20 protein-coding genes are annotated in these 18315 nt (G+C 67.4%); 13 read left to right on the top strand and 7 right to left on the bottom strand.

Annotated elements, in window-relative coordinates:
- From WA965_RS28195 to WA965_RS28155, 9 genes are all read left to right on the top strand, one after another.
- On the top strand, positions 1–517 hold a 517-nt coding region (locus tag WA965_RS28195), incomplete at its 5' end, for a mannosyltransferase YkcB-related protein (RefSeq protein ID WP_526448261.1).
- Positions 518–599: 82 nt separating this feature from the next.
- A complete protein-coding gene (locus tag WA965_RS28190) occupies positions 600–1091 on the top strand; it encodes a beta-class carbonic anhydrase (protein ID WP_526302716.1) in 492 nt (163 codons plus the stop codon).
- 131 nt (positions 1092–1222) lie between these two features.
- Positions 1223–2152, top strand: a complete 930-nt coding sequence (gene cysD / locus WA965_RS28185; protein ID WP_526302717.1) for a sulfate adenylyltransferase subunit CysD — start codon at positions 1223–1225, stop codon at positions 2150–2152.
- Between the two features lie 63 nt (positions 2153–2215).
- Positions 2216–4063 carry a sulfate adenylyltransferase subunit CysN gene (cysN, locus tag WA965_RS28180; protein WP_526302718.1) on the top strand — a complete coding sequence of 616 codons (1848 nt, stop codon included), beginning with the start codon at positions 2216–2218 and terminating at the stop codon, positions 4061–4063.
- Complete coding sequence (locus WA965_RS28175) at positions 4060–4806, top strand: 3'(2'),5'-bisphosphate nucleotidase CysQ (protein ID WP_526302719.1); 747 nt, start codon at positions 4060–4062, stop codon at positions 4804–4806. Before cysN ends, WA965_RS28175 begins: the two co-directional genes overlap by 4 nt.
- 65 nt (positions 4807–4871) lie before the next feature.
- Positions 4872–5468: an isochorismatase family protein gene (locus WA965_RS28170; protein WP_526448260.1), complete on the top strand. Its 597-nt coding sequence runs from the start codon at positions 4872–4874 to the stop codon at positions 5466–5468.
- A gap of 9 nt (positions 5469–5477) precedes the next feature.
- Complete coding sequence (locus WA965_RS28165; RefSeq protein WP_526302721.1) at positions 5478–5954, top strand: Rrf2 family transcriptional regulator; 477 nt, start codon at positions 5478–5480, stop codon at positions 5952–5954.
- 19 nt (positions 5955–5973) lie between these two features.
- Positions 5974–6999 (top strand): nitronate monooxygenase, encoded by a 1026-nt coding sequence (locus WA965_RS28160; protein WP_526448259.1) that lies wholly within the window; start codon positions 5974–5976, stop codon positions 6997–6999.
- Positions 6996–8318, top strand: a complete 1323-nt coding sequence (locus tag WA965_RS28155) for a flavin monoamine oxidase family protein (RefSeq protein WP_526302723.1) — start codon at positions 6996–6998, stop codon at positions 8316–8318. The genes WA965_RS28160 and WA965_RS28155 overlap by 4 nt, the downstream gene beginning before the upstream one ends.
- Here WA965_RS28155 and WA965_RS28150 read toward each other — a convergent pair.
- The 3 genes from WA965_RS28150 to WA965_RS28140 are packed head-to-tail and all read right to left on the bottom strand — an operon-like array spanning position 8315 to position 11210.
- Positions 8315–9223: a DUF4097 family beta strand repeat-containing protein gene (locus WA965_RS28150; RefSeq protein ID WP_526302724.1), complete on the bottom strand. Its 909-nt coding sequence runs from the start codon at positions 9221–9223 to the stop codon at positions 8315–8317. The two genes, WA965_RS28155 and WA965_RS28150, sit on opposite strands and share 4 nt — an antisense overlap.
- Positions 9224–9243: 20 nt before the next feature.
- Positions 9244–9888 carry a response regulator transcription factor gene (locus WA965_RS28145; RefSeq protein WP_526302725.1) on the bottom strand — a complete coding sequence of 215 codons (645 nt, stop codon included), beginning with the start codon at positions 9886–9888 and terminating at the stop codon, positions 9244–9246.
- Positions 9879–11210 carry a sensor histidine kinase gene (locus WA965_RS28140; protein ID WP_526302726.1) on the bottom strand — a complete coding sequence of 444 codons (1332 nt, stop codon included), beginning with the start codon at positions 11208–11210 and terminating at the stop codon, positions 9879–9881. The genes WA965_RS28145 and WA965_RS28140 overlap by 10 nt, the downstream gene beginning before the upstream one ends.
- 102 nt (positions 11211–11312) lie before the next feature.
- Between WA965_RS28140 and WA965_RS28135 the strand changes: the two genes are divergently transcribed.
- From WA965_RS28135 to WA965_RS28120, 4 genes are all read left to right on the top strand, one after another.
- A complete protein-coding gene (locus WA965_RS28135) occupies positions 11313–12455 on the top strand; it encodes a TDT family transporter (RefSeq protein WP_526302727.1) in 1143 nt (380 codons plus the stop codon).
- 69 nt (positions 12456–12524) lie between these two features.
- Positions 12525–13409 carry an LLM class flavin-dependent oxidoreductase gene (locus WA965_RS28130; RefSeq protein ID WP_526302732.1) on the top strand — a complete coding sequence of 295 codons (885 nt, stop codon included), beginning with the start codon at positions 12525–12527 and terminating at the stop codon, positions 13407–13409.
- Position 13410: 1 nt separating this feature from the next.
- Positions 13411–14727, top strand: coding sequence for a threonine/serine exporter family protein (locus WA965_RS28125; RefSeq protein ID WP_526302728.1), 1317 nt, complete (start codon positions 13411–13413; stop codon positions 14725–14727).
- A 22-nt stretch (positions 14728–14749) separates the two neighbouring features.
- Positions 14750–15433, top strand: coding sequence for a DUF899 domain-containing protein (locus WA965_RS28120; protein ID WP_526302729.1), 684 nt, complete (start codon positions 14750–14752; stop codon positions 15431–15433).
- Here the strand turns inward: WA965_RS28120 and WA965_RS28115 are convergent.
- The 4 genes from WA965_RS28115 to WA965_RS28100 form a co-directional block, all read right to left on the bottom strand.
- Positions 15426–15659 carry a hypothetical protein gene (locus tag WA965_RS28115; RefSeq protein WP_526302730.1) on the bottom strand — a complete coding sequence of 78 codons (234 nt, stop codon included), beginning with the start codon at positions 15657–15659 and terminating at the stop codon, positions 15426–15428. The genes WA965_RS28120 and WA965_RS28115 overlap by 8 nt on opposite strands.
- A gap of 99 nt (positions 15660–15758) precedes the next feature.
- A complete protein-coding gene (locus WA965_RS28110; RefSeq protein ID WP_526302731.1) occupies positions 15759–16865 on the bottom strand; it encodes an acyl-CoA dehydrogenase family protein in 1107 nt (368 codons plus the stop codon).
- 8 nt (positions 16866–16873) lie between these two features.
- Entirely contained in the window at positions 16874–18034 is a 1161-nt protein-coding gene (locus WA965_RS28105; protein ID WP_526302733.1) for an acyl-CoA dehydrogenase family protein, read from the bottom strand.
- A 38-nt stretch (positions 18035–18072) separates the two neighbouring features.
- Complete coding sequence (locus WA965_RS28100; RefSeq protein WP_526448258.1) at positions 18073–18258, bottom strand: helix-turn-helix domain-containing protein; 186 nt, start codon at positions 18256–18258, stop codon at positions 18073–18075.
- Positions 18259–18315 lie beyond the last annotated feature (57 nt).

The following is an 18315-nucleotide window of genomic DNA, read 5'->3' as shown; positions in this document are numbered from 1 at the left end:
GGTGGCCGCCGCGGCGATCCTCGTCGGCGCAGCGGCACCGGCGGCGTTCGCGATCGAGACCGCGATGCATGCCCACAACGGGCCGATGGCGATGTCGGGCCCCGCGACGGCCGATGGCGGTCCGGGTTTCCCCGGAGGACCCGGTGGACCCGGAGGACCCGGCGGTCGTGGGCCGGGCGAGTCGGTGTCGGACAACCCGGAGCTACAGGAACTGGTGAAGGCGGCCGACAGTCGCTGGGCGGCGGCAACCGTCGGGTCGATGTCGGCAGGGAGTCTCGAACTGGCGACGGGCGCGTCGGTGATGGCGATCGGCGGATTCACCGGCGGTGACGACTCGCCGACCCTCGAGCAGTTCCAGGCGTACGTGGCCGACGGCGAGGTGGACTACTTCATCGCCGGCGGTCGTGGTGGGCCCGGGGGTGGCTCCGGTTCGTCAAGCGAGATCACCTCGTGGGTCGAGCAGAGCTTCACCCCGATCGATGTCGGCGGGAGCACTGTCTACGACCTGCAGGACTGAGCGACCCCGCCCCGATCGGGTCGAAACGATCTGGGTGATTCGCACTCGTGACTTCTCCTGATCGCGCTGCTAACTTGCGCCCATGACGGTCACAGACGAGTACCTGAAGAACAACGAGGAGTACGCCAAGTCGTTCGAGGGGCCATTGCCGCTGCCACCGAGCAAGCACGTGGCGGTGATCGCGTGCATGGACGCCCGCCTGGATGTCTACCGAATACTGGGTCTTCACGATGGTGAGGCACACGTCATCCGCAATGCCGGAGGCGTCGTCACCGACGACGAGATCCGCTCGCTGGCGATCAGCCAGCGACTGCTCGGGACCAGGGAGATCATCCTCATCCACCACACCGATTGCGGCATGCTGACTTTCACCGACGACGAGTTCAAGCGGGCCCTGCAGGACGAGACCGGCCTCAAGCCCGAGTGGGCGGCCGAGTCCTTTCCCGATGTCGAGGAGGATGTGCGCCAGTCACTGCGCCGCATCGAGGTCAGCCCGTTTGTCACCAAGCACGAATCGCTGCGCGGTTTCGTCTTCGACGTCGCCACCGGGCAGTTGAGCGAAGTCGCTGCTTAGGCAGGCCCCCGCCACGTTCGGCGCGCCTGCAGCGCCGGAATCGGCCCGACATTGACACGACCACCGACGCTCGCTAAATTGCAGGGCATGATTGCTAACTTGGTCATTTCTACCGGCTTTACGGAGAAATGATGACGGTGACCGAGGAGCTCGCCCAGAACGCGGGCCGCTACGAGCTGAGCCACCTGCGCGCGCTGGAGGCCGAGGCCATCCACATCATCAGAGAGGTGGCCGCTGAATTCGAGCGACCGGTGCTGCTGTTCTCCGGTGGCAAGGACTCGATCGTGATGCTGCACCTGGCCATCAAGGCCTTCCGTCCCGGCCGGCTGCCGTTCCCGGTGATGCACGTCGACACCGGTCACAACTTCGAGGAGGTGCTCGCAGTCCGTGACGAACTCGTCGCCGAGAGCGGCGTGCGCCTCGTTGTCGCCAAGGTGCAGGACGACATCGACGCCGGTCGCGTCGTCGAGACCATCCCGTCGCGCAACCCGATGCAGACGTTCACGCTGCTTCGCGCGATCCGGGAGAACAAGTTCGACGCCGCCTTCGGGGGTGCGCGTCGCGACGAGGAGAAGGCCCGCGCCAAGGAACGGGTGTTCAGCTTCCGCGACGAGTTCGGCCAGTGGGATCCGAAGGCACAACGCCCCGAACTATGGAACCTCTACAACGGGCGCCACCACAAGGGCGAGCATATCCGGGCCTTCCCGATCTCGAACTGGACCGAGTTCGACATCTGGTCCTACATCGGCGCCGAGAAGATCAAGCTCCCGTCGATCTACTACGCGCACACGCGCAAGGTGTTCGAGCGTGACGGCATGCTGCTGGCCGTCGACAAGCACCTGCAGCCGCGCCCGGACGAGCCGATCATCGAGAAGACCGTGCGGTTCCGCACCGTCGGAGACGTCACCTGCACCGGATGTGTCGAGTCCACGGCGGCCACCGTGGCGGAGGTCATCGCCGAGACCGCTATCTCGCGGCTGACCGAACGTGGTGCGACCCGTGCCGACGATCGGATCTCCGAGGCCGGTATGGAAGACCGCAAACGAGAGGGCTACTTCTGATGTCGGGGCGAGCGAAGCGACGGGGAATGAGTCCAAGGCGAGCGAAGCGACGGGGGAAATAGCATGGCGACGTTGTTGAGGATCGCGACCGCCGGTTCGGTCGACGACGGGAAGTCCACGCTCATCGGGCGGTTGCTCTTCGACTCCAAGGCCGTCATGGAGGATCAACTGGCGGCCGTCGAGCGCACGTCCAAGGAACGTGGCAACGACTACACCGACCTGGCACTGGTCACCGATGGGTTGCGCGCCGAACGCGAGCAGGGCATCACCATCGATGTGGCTTATCGCTACTTCGCCACGGCCAAGCGGAAATTCATCATCGCCGATACTCCCGGCCACATCCAGTACACGCGCAACATGGTCACCGGGACGTCGACCGCGCAGCTGGCGATCGTGCTGGTGGATGCGCGCCACGGCCTCCTCGAGCAGTCGCGCCGGCACGCGTTCCTGGCGTCGCTGCTCGGTATCCAGCACATCGTGTTGGCGGTCAACAAGATGGACCTCGTCGACTGGGATCAGGAGCGTTTCGACAAGATCCGGGACGACTTCCATGACTTCGCCGCGCGGTTGGACGTCCACGACGTCACGACCATCCCGCTGTCGGCGCTCACGGGTGACAACGTCGTCACGAAATCCGACAAGACGCCGTGGTACGAGGGACCGCCGCTGCTGGCCTACCTCGAAGAGGTCTACGTCGCGGGCGACCGCAACTTGACCGACGTGCGGTTTCCCGTTCAGTACGTGATCCGTCCGCAGAGCCTGGAGCACCACGATCACCGCAGCTACGCCGGCACGGTTGCCGGCGGTGTGATGAAGGTGGGCGACGACGTCGTCGTGCTGCCCAGCGGGCTGTCGTCGCGGATCGCGGCGATCGAGGGGCCCAGCGGACCGGTGGAGGAGGCCTTCCCGCCGATGGCCGTGTCGGTCAGCTTGGCTGACGACATCGACATCTCCCGCGGTGACATGATCGCCCGCCCCAACAACCGGCCAAGGGTCGCACAGGAATTCGACGCCACCGTCTGCTGGATGGCCGACGGTTCGTCGCTGGAGCCCGGCCGCGACTACCTGATCAAGCACACCACCCGTACGACGCGGGCCAAGGTGACGGGTCTGGACTACCGGCTCGACGTCAACTCGCTTCACCGCGACAAGGAAGCCACGGCACTCAAACTCAATGAGCTGGGCCGTATCTCGCTGCGCACCCAGGTGCCCCTGCTGCTCGATGAATACAGCCGCAACGCGGCCACGGGTTCGTTCATCCTGATCGACCCGAACACCAACGGCACTGTCGGCGCCGGCATGATCCTGCCGCAGGTTTCATCACGTACCTCGAGCCCGAACACGGTGCGCCATGAGTCTCTGTGTAAGTCAGAGGATCGGCTGAGCACAGGTCGGATGATCTGGTTCACGGGCCTTTCCGGCTCAGGCAAGTCGTCGGTCGCCATGCTGGTCGAGCAGAAGCTACTCGAAAAGGGCGTTCCAGCCTACGTTCTCGACGGTGACAACTTGCGTCACGGCCTGAACGCCGACCTTGGCTTCTCGATGGCCGACCGGTCGGAAAACCTGCGCAGGCTAGCCCACGTGGCATCGATCCTGGCCGATTCGGGGCAGGTGGTCCTGGTCCCGGCGATCAGCCCGCTGTCCGAGCATCGTGAGCTGGCCCGCAAGGTCGCCGCGGAAGCCGGTGTCGAGTTCATGGAGGTGTTCTGTGACACCCCGCTGGATGATTGCGAGCGCCGGGATCCGAAGGGGTTGTACGCCAAGGCGCGTGCCGGCGAGATCACCCACTTCACCGGCATCGACAGTCCGTATCAGCGGCCCAAGAATCCGGATGTGCGATTGACCCCGGACCGGACGCCGGATGAGCACGCCGACTCCGTGATCGCGTTGCTGGAAAGCCGGGAGAGGTGACCACCGACCACGAGCTTGCCGCCCGGTTGGCGACCGAGGCGGGCGCACTGCTGCTCGGTGTCCGGGAAGAGCTGGCCGAGGCGACCGCCGAGGAGAGAAAAGCCGCGGGGGACAAACGGTCCCACGACTTCCTGATGGCGGCGCTGAACGCGGAGCGACCCGACGACGCGGTGCTTTCCGAAGAAGGGGTCGACGATCCGGTGCGGTTGGCCGCTCACCGGGTGTGGATCGTCGATCCACTCGACGGCACGCGAGAGTTCTCCGAGTTGGGCCGGGCGGACTGGGCGGTGCATGTGGCGCTGTGGGAGCGCACCGGCACTGGCGGCGAGTTGATCGCCGGCGCCGTCGCCCTCCCGGCGCAGGGGATGACCCTGGCCACACCGACGGTTGCCGCTCCGCCCGCCGCGCCCGAGGCCCCACGGATCGTGGTGTCGCGGACTCGTCCGCCCGCCGTGGCGCTGGAGGTTCGGGACGCGCTCAACGGAGTTCTTGTCGAAATGGGTTCCGCGGGGGCAAAAGTCGCCTCGGTCGTGCAGGGACTGGCGGATGTCTACGTGCACGCCGGTGGCCAGTACGAATGGGACTCCGCGGCCCCGGTCGCGGTCGCCCGGGCGGCCGGGCTGCACACCTCCCGCATCGACGGGTCTCCGCTGATCTACAACCAGCGCGACTCGAAGTTGCCTGACCTGATCGTCTGCCGCCCCGAGTACGCCGATGCCGTGCTGGCGGTCACCGCGCGCTGATCCGCTCGGCCACCGCGCGCCAGGATCCTGGCTACGACCCTCATCGCCCGCAGTAGGCTTCGGGTGTGTCTGATCTCAATACGTTGCGTGCGATGTCCGGCCTGCCCCTCGAACCGGTGAGCCTGGCCGATTCTGCCCTTGTGCTGATCGACTGCCAGAACACCTACACCCGAGGGGTGATGGAACTCGAGGGTGTCCAGGCGGCACTCGACGAAGCCGCGGCCCTGCTCGACCGGGCGCGAACAGCGGGTATCCCCGTCATCCACATCCAGCACGACGACGGTGGTGGGCTCTACGACATCGAGGGAGAGAGCGGAGCGATCGTCGCGCAGGTGGCCCCGCGGGATGACGAACCGGTCGTCGTCAAGAACTATCCGACCTCGTTTGTGAAGACCGAACTCGACGGGCTCCTCAAGACCGTCGACGCGACGAACCTGGTGCTGGCCGGGTTCATGACGCACATGTGTGTGAACTCCACCGCCCGCGGCGCCTTCAATCTGGGGTATTCGCCGACGGTGGTGGCGGCGGCGACGGCGACCCGCGCCCTGCCGGGCATGGGGGAGGACGCGGTCCCGGCCGCGGCCATGCAGAGCGCCAGCCTGGCGGCCATGGCCGACCTGTTTGCCGTGGTGGTTGCGGGCTCGGCGGACATACCCGACTAGCCTGGGCCTATGCGGATGTCGGCCAAGGCGGAGTATGCCGTCCGGGCGATGGTCCAGCTGGCCACGGTTGACGACGGCACCGTCGTCAAGACCGACGATCTGGCGAAGGCCCAGGGGATCCCACCGCAGTTCCTCGTCGACATCCTCTCCGATCTGCGCACCGATCGTCTGGTGCGCAGCCACCGCGGCCGCGAGGGCGGCTACGAGCTGGCGAGATCCGCGGCCGAGATCAGCATCGCCGATGTGTTGCGCTGCATCGACGGGCCGCTGGCCAGCGTTCGCGACATCGGTCTGGGCGACCTGCCGTACTCGGGTCCCACGGCGGCATTGACCGACGTGTGGCGGGCGCTACGGGCCAGCATGCGATCGGTGCTCGAGCAGACCAGCCTCGCCGACGTCGCCTCCGGTGAGCTCCCCGAGCACGTGTGCGTCCTTGCCGACGACTACCGCGGTCAGGAGGAAGCGCGCGGGCATTCGATCGGTTAGATGTGGATCCAGGGAGGTTGTGGTGTTCGACTTTCGAGATCTGGCGGTGCCGGTGCTGGTCGCGCCGATGGCAGGTGGGCCGTCCACGCCGGAGTTGGTGGCTGCGGCCGCCGACGCGGGAGGAATGGGTTTCGTTCCCGCCGGTTATCTCACCGCCGAGGTATTCGCCGAGCGGGTGGAGGCGGCGCAGCGCCTGACCACCGGACCGGTCGGTGCCAATCTTTTTGCGCCACAACCCAGTGCGGCCAACGCCGCCGCCATCACGGCTTACGCCGAGGCATTGGCCCCGGAGGCCCACCGCTACGACGTCCCCCTCGGGGAGCCCCGCTTCGACGATGACGACTGGGAAGCCAAGCTCGAGGTGCTGCTGGACCTGCGGCCCGCCGTCGCGTCGTTCACGTTTGGTCTGCCGAGTGCCGACGAACGGCGCCGGCTCACCGATGCGGGGATCACCACCGTCGGCACGGTGACGTCGGTGGCCGAGGCCGAACTCGCGGTCGGGTGCGGCGTCGACGTCGTGGTCGCGCAGGGCCCGTCGGCGGGTGGGCACCGCGGCACGTTCGACCCGACCGCATCCCCCGCAGAGGAACCGTTGGACGACCTGCTGGCCTCGATCGTCGCAGGATTCGACATCCCCGTCATCGCCGCGGGCGGATTGATGAACGCCGGTGATGTGGGGCGGGTGTTGCAGGCGGGCGCGGTTGCCGCGCAACTCGGGACAGCGTTCTTGCTTGCCGACGAGGCCGGCAGCAGCGCCGTGCATCGCAGCGCACTGCAGGATCCGCGTTTCACCGAAACCGCTGTCACCCGGTCATTCTCGGGACGGTACGCGCGCGGACTCCGCAACAGGTTCATCGACGATCACGACGCCGAGGCGCCGTTCGGCTATCCCGAGTTGCACTACCTGACCAGCCCGGTGCGCGCGGCCTCGGTACGGGCCGGTGATCCGCAGGCCGTCAACGTCTGGGCGGGCACGGGGTTTCGGCAGGCCGAGGCCGCCCCGGTGGCGGCGATCATCGAGAAGCTGACAAAGCGCAGTCGATGACCAGACTGACCCGGCGGGAGTTCACGCTGGGTCTCGGCGCGACCGTGATGGTGCCGCTGCTCGGGTCCTGCAGCGAACCACGGCCACCCTCGGCGCAGCGTGTCGTGGTTGTCGGAGCGGGCATGGCCGGGCTGGCTGCCGCGCGTCGGCTGGCCGACGCCGGAGTCGCGGTGACGGTGCTGGAGGCTCGCAGCCGGATCGGCGGTCGGACCTGGACCGACAGCTCGCTCGGTGTGCCCGTCGACCTCGGTGCGGCGTGGCTGCACGGCACCGACGGCAACCCGCTGATGGCGCTTGCCGAAGAGATCGGGGCCCGGACCGTGGAGACCGACTTCGAGAGCGTGGCACTCCTGGAGGACGGCGACATCGTCGACGCAGCCGCCACTGCGGTGACGCTGAATGCGTGGGCGGAGACCCTCGAGGAGGTTTACGGGCTGGCCGAGAACGCCGATGCCGATGCCTCGGTGGCCGATGGCCTGTCCGAGTTCGTGGACCTCGACGACCCGTTCGTCCAGTGGTGCATCGCCGCCACCATCACCGCCGAGTACGCCGCCGACCCTGATGAGCTCGCACTGCGGTGGTTCGGCACCGAGAGCGAACTCGACGGGCCAGATCTGATACTTCCGGGTGGGTACGGGCAGCTGGTCGATCACCTCGCCCACGGCGTGACCGTGGAACGCGACACCGTCGTCACGCGGATCGTCCACGACGGTTCCGAGGCGCGTGTCGAGACGAACCGCGGCGTCTTCGCTGCCGACAGAGTGATCGTCACCGTTCCGCTCGGAGTACTGAAGGCCGACGCCATCGTGTTCGACCCGCCGCTTCCGGCGTCGAAACGCCGGGCCATCGCGCGGCTCGGGTTCGGACTCCTCGACAAGGTCGTGCTCAGGTTCGACGAGCCGTTCTGGCCGGAGGATCCGGACACGTTCGGATTGGTGGGACGCGATCAGCCGGTATCCGACCTGATCAACGGTGTGCGGTTCGCCGGGGCGCCGCTGCTGGTCGGGCTGCGGGGAGGCTCGAATGCTCTTGTACGCGAGAGGCATTCCGACGAACGGACCGTCGGCGATGTTACCTCGGCGCTGGGTGCTCCCGACCCTGTCGGTGCGCTCGTCACCCGGTGGGCGGCGGACCCGTACGCCCGCGGCTCCTATAGCTTCCTGGGCGTCGGCTCGAGCCCCGACGATCAGCGCGCGCTCGCCGAACCCGTAGGCGACTGGCTGGGCTTCGCGGGTGAAGCCACCCACGTCGAGTTCTTCGCCACCGTGCACGGGGCGTACCTGAGCGGGCTGCGGGAGGCCGATCGAATCCTCGGCTAGTCGAGGGTCTCGACGATCACGTCGCCGGTCTCCGACCGCGCGTTGACCACCGATGCGGCGTCGTCACTCTCGCGGGTCTGCGGCACCCGCACGACCGTGGTGCCCCACTCCTGCCCGGTGGTCGCATTGACGACGAACGGGCCCGGCGCGGGCAGCGCGAGTTCGATGTCACCGTTGCCCGTCTGCGCGTCCACCGTCGGTGGCGCCTGCGCGAACTCGACGTCGACATCTCCGGTGGTGGTCACCGCGCGGAATGACTCTGACACCGCGACGGGTCCGCGCGATGTGACGTCGCCATGCTCATTGGTGATGTCGACGTGGCGAGCCGCGCCGTTGAGTACGACGGTGCCGTCGACCGATCGTGCGATCAGTTGGTCGATATCGGCCTGGGCGATCACCACACCCATTTGCTGCTGGGTGGTCACCGTCAATCGGCGTGCCAGCTCCGGAGGGAGCACCAGCGTGACCTCCGAGGCCCTGCCCCAATCCAGGAACGGTGAGGTTTCGGCGTCGATCGTCACCCGCGCCGTCATGCCGTCGGTGCTGACCGACAGCGGGTCTGAGGCGGCGCGGGTGGAGTTGACCATCCGCATGTCCACCCGGGGCTCACGAACGTCGCGATCGCTGGTGATGCGGATGGCCACCGGAACCGAACCGGTGTCGACCGCCACCGAGCGCAGGGTGCTCGGCAGTGTCTGCGAGTCGGCGACGACCCGGAAGGAGCTCACACCCCACGCGAGCGTCGTCAGCGACACGACGACCCCGGTGATCAGGACAGCAGCGGCGACGACCAGCATGACCCGGACGGCGGTGCGTCCGCCCGGAGACAGCGGGGGCGGCGGCGCCGGCGGTGCCGGGGGAGCCGGGGGAACCGGGGGAACCGGGGGCGGGGCGATGATCGTCACGTCAGAGTCCTTTCCGTACTTCAGGATTCGAGGTACCGCAGCACGGCGAGGACCCGGCGGTTCTCGCTCTCGTCGGGTGCGAGGTTCAGTTTGGCGAAGATGGAAGCGATGTGTTTCTCGGCGGACCCGACCGACATGTGCAGCGCCACGGCGATGGCGGAATTGGTCTTGCCTTCGGCCATCAGCTGCAGCACCTCACGTTCGCGGGTGGTCAGCGCGTCGAGGGTGTTGCGTCGATGGGAGCGGGCCAGGATCTGGGACACCACCTCGGGGTCCAGAACGGTGCCGCCCGCCCCGACGACGCCCACGGCATCGAGGAACGCGGGGACGTCAGCGACCCGGTCTTTCAGCAGATAGCCGAAACCTTTTGTGTCCGAGGCGATCAGATCGGCCGCGTACCGTTCTTCGACATAGTGGGACAGCACCAGCACCGGTGACTCCGGGTTCTGGCTGCGCAGCAGTGCCGCCGCCCTGATGCCCTCGTCGGTGAAGGTCGGTGGCATCCGCACATCCAGAATCGCCAGGTCCGGCTGCTTGTCGTTGACCAGGCGCAACAGGTTCGTGGCATCGGGCACGCCGGCGACCACCTCGTGGCCGGCGTCGGTGAGGATGCGCTCGATGCCGGCGCGCAGCAGCGCCGAATCCTCGGCGATCACTATCCGCATGGCAGCACCGCGGTGACGATGGTGGGTCCGGTGGCCGGGCTGGACACCGCGAACGTGCCCCGGGCGGCACGCACCCGTTCGTCGAGGCCGCGCAGCCCGGTGGCATCGACGGTGGTGTCGTCGACGATCCACGCACCTCCGTGGCCGTCGTCGAACACCGTGACGTGCAACTGATTCGCGGATTCGTCGAGTCGTACGGTGACCGCAGCGTGCGAGGCGCCGGCGTGGCGGGTGACATTGGTCAGTGCCTCGGCGACAACAAAATACGCGCATGCCTCGACTTCGTCGGGGAGTCGGCGCGGCAGGTGCACACTCAGCGTCGTCGGCACCCCGGAGTTCACCGCGCGCTGCACCACCGATGACAGTGCGGCGTCGAGGCCGCGGTCGGAGAGAATGGTCGGCGCGATGCCACGCACCACGTTTCGGAGCTCCACCAGGGCGCTCTTGGCGTCCTCGTGGGCCTCGGTGATCAGAGCTTTCGCGGCAGGCAGGTCGGTGTCGAGCTTGGTCTGAGCCAGGCCGATCGTCATCGCCAACGACACCAGCCTCGGCTGAACGCTGTCGTGCAGGTCGCGTTCGATGCGGTGCCGTTCGGTCTGCGCGGACGTCACCGCACCCTGACGGGCATCGGCCAGTGCGCTGACCTGATACTGCAACTCGGCGGTTGGCGACGGGGACAGCAGCCAGCGGTCGATGATTGCGTCAAGCGTAGGTGCGAAGACGAGCAACGCCGCAGCCGCCGCCAGCGCCACCGCAGCCAGCAGCCAGGCCACCGGCGTGGGCAGGAACGACAGCCCGGCCTCGGCGTCACTGTTGCCGATGACGATCGCCGCCGCCGGTGCCAGGAACCCGAACACCAGCAGCGCCAGGGCCAGACCCGTGACAAGCACGTCGTAGGTCATCCGGAGGTAGTGGTGGGCCAGCGACTTCCAGAACCGGGCGCTGCTGACGTCCAGCCAGAGCTGATGAGCCCAGCGCTGAAAGCCGGTGTAGTGCGAAAGCTTCCGCGGCGCACTGCCGATGCCCATGCCGAACACCGCTTCGCTGCGTACCCGCTCGATGCGGTCGACTCCGCGGATCAGGTAGATGAAGACCACCCCGGCCACCAGGAAGCCGACAATGCTCGGGATCGACGAGATGCCGATGATCAGGATTGCCAACGGGATCCAGAACCATACCGTCGCCAGGGCGCCGCCGGTGATCATCGACGCGCTCGGCACGAGACCGATCGTGCGGGTGCGAGGCGGCGGCGGATCGGTCGGTGGCGGTGCGATGCCGGAACCCGGATCGGTCACGGCATCCATGTCGGTCACTGCGGTCATGGACTCCAACCTAGGGACCTGCGCGGGCGCGCGACACAGCGTTTTCCCCAGATTCCAGCGGGGGATAACCCCCGTACAAGTCGCGGTGGCCATACTGACTCCATGACCGGCGACCTGACCAGCGACCGGCCCAACCCTCTCGGTTACCTCGGGCCCAATTGGTTCGCCTCGGTGATGGGCACGGGCATCGTCGCCACGGCCGGCGCGACGCTGCCGGTGCACGTCCCCGGCTTGCGGACGTTCGCGCTGGTGGTCTGGGTGGTCTCGGCGGTCTGGTTGGTGCTGCTCATCGTCGCGATGATCGCCCACTGGGTGCGTAACCCCACGGTGGCCCGCAGTCATGCCCGCAACCCTCAGATGGCGCACTTCTACGGGGCCGCGCCGATGGCCCTGCTGACCGTCGCTGCCGGGGCCCTGCTGGTCGGTCACGACCTGATCGGCGACCGTGCCGCGGTGAACCTGGCGTGGGTGTTGTGGACCGCAGGCACTGTGGGCGGCCTGTTCACCGCGATGAGCATTCCCTTCATGATGTTCACCCAGTATCGCGTCGAACCCGACGCCGCTTTCGGTGGGTGGCTGATGCCGGTGGTGCCGCCGATGGTGTCGGCCGCGACGGGGGCGTTGCTGATCCCGCACATGGCGCCGGGGACCGGCCGTACCACGATGTTCTACGGCTGCTTCGCGATGTTCGGGCTGTCGCTGATCGCGTCGTTGATCATCATCACCATCATCTGGAGTCGGCTGGCGCACTTCGGCACCTCGGGGACCGCGCGGGTGCCCACACTGTGGATCGTTCTCGGGCCGCTGGGCCAATCGATCACCGTCGCAGGGCTTCTCGCGACCGATGCGGCGCTTGCCGTGGACCAGCAGCTCGCCGACGGGATGAGCATCTTCGCGATCCTCTACGGGGTTCCGGTGTGGGGTTTCGCCGTACTGTGGATCGGGTTGGCCACCGCGTTGACCGTGCGGACGCTGCGCCGCGGGATGCCGTTCGCGCTGACCTGGTGGAGCCTGACGTTCCCGGTCGGCACCTTCGTCACCGGGACGACGCAGTTGGCTGTGCACACCGGTCTGCCGGCGTTCCGGATCGCCGCCGCGATCGCCTACATCGGGTTGCTGGGCACCTGGTGCCTGGTGGCGGTGCGCACCTTCGGCGGTGGCATGAGGGGCGGACTGTTCGCGCCCCCGGCGGCGGACCCGATCCGGGCGCAGAAGGACCCGCCCGCCGCGGATCCGGCGCGCTGACGCCCCACCACGGTCGGTAGCCGCGCCCGATTCGCCCGGCGTGCCAGAATCGCCGACGTGGATATCGGAATGACGATGCCGGTGATGGAGCCCAACCTCGATGCCGCGATGCTGAAGTCGTGGGCGCTGCTCGTCGACAGCGGCCCGTTCTCCTCGCTGTGCTGGGGCGAGCGGATGGCGTTCGACAACCCCGAGAGCCTGACGCTGCTCGGGGCGCTGGGCGCGTGGACCGACCGAGTGCAGCTGGTGACCACGGTGATCATCCCGCAGTTGCACGACCCGGTGATGCTGGCCAAGGCGCTGGCCACCGGCGACATGCTCAGCGGCGGCCGGCTCACCGTCGGGGTCGGCGTTGGTGGGCGTCACGAGGACTACGTGGCCGCCGGGGCTGATCCGGCAACCCAGAGGATGCGCGAGATGGCCGAGCGGGTGGCCGTGATGAAGCGAGTGTGGGCCGGTGAGAAGGTGACCGACTCGACGCTGCCGGTGGGCCCGCCGCCGGTACAGACGGGTGGTCCGAAGCTGATGGTGGGCACGCTGGGGCCCAAGACGACGCGCAATGCCGCCGCGTGGGCCGACGGGCTCGCCGGCACCACCCTGGATCTGGACACCGACAAACAGAACGAACTGTTCGACATCGCCCGGGATGCCTGGCGGCAGGCGGGCAAGAGCGCACCGCACCTGGCGACATCGTTCTGGTTCGCGATCGGCGACGGCGACGAACCCCGCGCACAGGTGCATCGCCATCTCCGTCGCTACATGAACTGGATCCCCGCGGAGTTCGTCGATGCGATGGCGCCGACCACCGGCTGGGCCGGCACCGAAGACGAACTGCACGCGGTGCTGCAAAGCTTCGCCGACATCGGCACCGACGAGGTACACCTGATCCCGACGAGTTCGGACATCGATCAGGTGCGCCGGGTCGCCGACGTGGTCAAGGAGTTCGAGTCGTGACATGACGGGCAGCTGGGGCGACCGCACCAAGCGGATGTGGGCATCGCTGAGCAAGCAGTCGCCGTCAGCGCTGGCCGGCCCCGATACCCACTCCGTCAGCGCGATCGCCCAGATGCTTCGAGTCATCGGCATCGCCCTGCTGGAGGTCCAGGTGCCCAGCGGGGTGGTGGAGACGCGCCTGAAACACATCGCCGAGCGTTACACCACCGAGTCGGTGTCGATCGTCGCGTTGCCGACGGTGCTGATGGTCCAGGTGGGCAGCGACGGGCACCAGGTGGCGGCTTCATCGCGCGGGACCACCCAGCTCGACCGGGCCGGCAAAGTCGATGCCATCACCCGGCTCGCCGCGGCCGGGGCCATCTCGCCGGATGATGCCATTCGAGACATCAACGCGGCGCGTGCGGCACGACCCCGATTCGGCTCGATCACCATCCTGATCGGCTACGTCCTCACGACGTTGGGATTCGGCATCGTGATCAATCCCGCATGGACGGCGTTGTGGGCCTACGTGTTCCTCGGTGCGGTGGTCGGCGCGATCGTCGTCGCGGGAGGACGCATTCCGACGCTCGCCGCGATCGTCCCGTCGCTGTCGGCGGCGGTGGTGACAATGTTGGCCACCTGGTTCGTTGCCGAAGCGGCCGGCGACGATCTGCTGAGGATCATCGCTCCGGCATTGGTGGCCACCCTGCCGGGGCTGGCATTGACCATCGGCGCCATGGAGTTGGCCGGAGGGGCCATCGTGGCGGGATCCAGTCGGCTGGTCTACGGCATCGTGCAGCTGATGCTGTTGGCCTTCGGCGTGGTGATCGGACTCGCCATCGCCGGGGAGGCGGCCCACTACGAAACCGCCGCCGACAGGATGGGTCCGTTGTCGTTCTACGTGGCCATCGTCGTCATCGGAGTGGGGCTCTACCTTTACCTTTCCGCGCCGCGCGGATCACTGGCCTGGATCACCGCCAGCGTCGCCGTGGCACTGATCGGCCAGAAGGCCGGTGGGCTGGTCGTGGCCCCGGCGTACTCAGGGGCGGTGGGCGCCCTTCTGGTCGTCCCGTTCGTTGTGGTCGCGGCCAAGATGAAGACGGCCCCGCCGATGTTTGTCATGCTGCTGGCGGCGTTCTGGTCGCTGGTGCCCGGGGCGCTGGGCTTCGAGTCGATCAGCGCCGTGGCCACCCAGAGGTCGCTCGACGCCAACACGCTGGGCAGCACCTTCGCCGCCATCTTTTCCATCGCGCTCGGCACCCTGGTGGCCTGGACCCTCTACGACACCGTGCATTCCCGCGCGAAAATCGACGGTCTGAAACCGGGTGGGTCCGGCTGAGTCGTGGTGGCATGCTCTGGGTATGGGGACTGACAGAGCCTTGCCGCCGATCGTCTCGCGCGCCGAATGGGAGAGCGCCCGCGCCGAGTTGCTGGTCCGGGAGAAGGAACTCTTCCGGCTGAAAGACTCGGTCAGCGCTGCCCGTCGCCGGCTACCGATGGTGCAGATCGAGACGCCGTACCTGTTCGACACCGAGTCGGGCCCGGTGACGCTGCTGGATCTCTTCGACGGCCGCAGTCAGCTGATCATGCAGCACTTCATGTTCGGGTCCGACTGGGATGAAGGCTGCTCGGGCTGTTCGATGATGGCCGACCACATCGGTCCGCTGGCTCACCTGCACGCCAAAGACACCTCGTTCGTGATGGTTTCGCACGCGCCGGTGGGCAAGCTCATCGCGTTCAAGGACCGGATGGGCTGGGATCTGCCGTGGGTGTCGTCTGGGCGCACGACGTTCAACGAGGACTTCCACGCCACGGTCGACGGCGAGGAACACCATTCGATCAGTGTGTTCCTACGAGACGGTGACCGGGTGTTCCACACCTGGCAGACGTTCAACCGTGGCGAGGAACCATTCATGCTGGTGTTCGACCTGCTGGACCTGACCCCGTTTGGCCGTCAGGAGACCTGGGAGGACTCGCCCGAGGGTTGGCCGCAGCTGCCGCCCTACGAGTGGATGCGGCTGCACGACGCTTACGGCGCTACTTGAGCCACTTCCACGGCTTGTCCCAGTGACCTGGCGGGACACCGACCCAATGTGCGATGTGACCGGGCGGAACGCCCACGATGTGGCCGACATGGCCAGGCGGCGGTGGCGGTGGCGGCGGTCCCCACCCGTGCGGGCCCGCACCGGCTTGGCCGGCGCCGAATCCGAGGGCTGTCGCCCCGAGACCTGCGAAGATCGCGGTGGTGGCGAAATACTTCTTCACCTGCATCGTGCACTCCTTTGCCTGGATGGATGCGTCGTTCAGGTTTCTACCCAAGGTATATCGCATCAGAGGCAGCAGACATTTCACCCGGAACGATGACGCAGGTCAGACGGTGACGACCTCGTAGCCGCCGAGTTGGTTCATCAACACGTGCAGCTGGTCCTGCGACGAACCGAGGGTGTGCTCGATCGCGGTCAGCCGCGCCGCGTAGTGCCCGACGGGGTATTCAGCGGTCACGCCGATGCCGCCGTGCAATTGGATCGCTTCTTCGCTGATGTGCTTGCCGGAACGGCCGATCTGTAGTTTGGCCCGCGCGGCGATGGTCGGATCGAGGTTGCCGTCGGCGATCGACATCGCCGCGTACAGCGTCATGCTGCGCGCGAGTTCGAGCGAGACGTACATGTCGGCGGCGCGCTGGGTGAGGGTCTGGAACTTGCTCAGGGTGACGCCGAACTGTTTGCGCTGGGTGAGGTACTCGGTCGTCAGCCGCAGCGCCTCCTCCATTGCGCCGAGTGCTTCGGCGCACAGCGCCGAGGAGGTCCGCACCAGGGCGCGCTCGATGGCCTCCGACGCGTCGCTGCCCTCGCCCAACGGTTCGGCGGCCACCTTGTCGAGGTCGATCTGCGCGCCGCGTTGACCGTCGAAGGTCCGGTACGGCTGCCGGTTCACCGCCGACGCGTCGACGACGAACAGTCCGGTTCCGCCGTCGGGCAGCGCTGCACTGACCACCAGGGTGTCTGCGCAGTCACCGGCCAGCACCGGGTTCTTCTGTCCGCTGAGAACCCACGAATCACCCTCGCGCGCCGCGGTTGTCGTGACCGCGGCATTGGGTAGCCGCATCCCGGGCTCGAGGTGGGCGAACGCGAGCAGCCGCTCGCCTGCGGCGACCTCGTCGAGCAGCGCTCGCTGGTCGGAGCTGCCTGCTTCGGCGATCAGCGCACCCGGGCCGAGCGTGGCGTGCACGACGGGTTCGGGTGCCAGACGTCGGCCGATCTCGGTCGCCACCACCTGCAGTTCGATCTGACCACCCGAATCCTCGTCCAATCCCAGCCCGAGGATGCCGATTTCGGCGAGTTGGCGCCACACGTCGCGGCTCCACCCGAGGTCGGTGTCGATGACCTCGAGCCTGGTTTCGGTGTCGTAGGTCCGCGACAGCACATCGCGGGTGGTGTCGCGGAGCAGAACCTGCTCTTCGCTCAGCTGAAAGTCCATGGCTTAGCTCACAATCCGAGGATGGTCGACGCGATGATGGTGCGCTGCACCTCGTTGCTGCCGCCGTAGATGGATGTCTTGCGGTAGTTGAGGTATCGCGGGGCGCTGCGCTGCGCCCATTGCGGCGAGGCGAGGCCGTCGCCGGCGTCGAACGGCAGGATGTCGGGCCCGGCGACTTCCACCAGCAGTTCGGTGGCCAGCTGCTGCAACTGGCTACCGCGCAGCTTCAGCACCGACGAGGCAGGGTTCGCCTTACCGCCCTTCGACCCGGAAGCGACCCGCATCTGGGTCAATTCCAGTGCCAGGACGTCGTTTTCGGCTTCGGCGAGCCGCGCCGCGAACAGCGGATCGTCGAGCAGGCCGCTGGCTTTGGCACGCTCTTTGACCTCGGAGAGCCGGAGCTTGGTGCGGCCGACCTGGGCGATGCCGTTGCGTTCGTTGCCCAGCAGGAACTTCGCGTAGGACCAGCCCTGGTTCTCCTCGCCGACGAGTTGATCGGCGGGCACCCGGACGTCTTCGAAGAACACCTCGTTGACCTCGTAGCTGCCGTCGACCAGTTTGATCGGTCGCAGTGTGATGCCCGGGGTGTTCATGTCGATGAGCAGGAAGGAGATCCCCGCCTGCTTCTTCGGCGCGTCGGGGTCGGTGCGGACCAGGCAGAAGATCCAGTCGGCGAACTGGCCGAGTGTCGTCCACGTTTTCTGGCCGTTGACCACGTAGCTGTCCCCGTCGCGCAGTGCGGTGGTGCGCAGCGACGCGAGGTCCGAACCGGCCTCGGGTTCGGAGAAGCCCTGGCACCACCAGATGTCCAGCGCGGCGGTGGGCGGCAGGAAGCGTTCCTTGGTCTCCTGGGATCCGAACTCGGCGATCACCGGGCCGACCATGTTGGCGTTGAACGTCAGTGGCTCGGGCACGCTGGCCAGTTGCATCTCGTCGAGCCAGATCTGCTGCTGGGTGGGCGTCCAGTCCTGGCCGCCCCATTCGGCCGGCCAGTTGGGTACCGCGAGCCCGTTGTCGTTGAGGATCTTGTGGGTGGTGACGATGTCCTCACGACTGACCTCCGCGCCGATGCGGGAGCGCTCGCGGATGTCGGCGGGGATCTTCGTCCGGTAGAAGCTGCGAAGCTCGTCGCGGAACGCGGCTTCCTCGGGTGTCAGTGCCAGTTGCATTCCGGCCTCCTGGGTCCATCGTCGGATCTCCATGCAGACTAACCACTTGGTTGGGCGCTTGTTGGTCCGCCCAGGCCCAGCAACCATGCTGCGGGGACGTTGGTGAGCATCTCGACGCGCTTGGCGACGGAGACGATGTCTCGGGGTGTGGCGCGGTCGGTTTCCCAGGCCGCGAGGGAGCCTTCTTTGACGCCGATGGCGGCGGCGAAGGCCGATTGCGTCATGTCTACGACGCTGCGCGCTTTCCGCAAGCGGTCACCAAGGGACCATGCGGGGATTAC

Source organism: Mycobacterium sp., from assembly GCF_049683935.1.
In the GTDB taxonomy this organism is placed as follows: domain Bacteria; phylum Actinomycetota; class Actinomycetes; order Mycobacteriales; family Mycobacteriaceae; genus Mycobacterium.
Note: the sequence above shows the minus strand (reverse complement) of the source record. Positions and strands in the feature narration are given on the sequence as shown.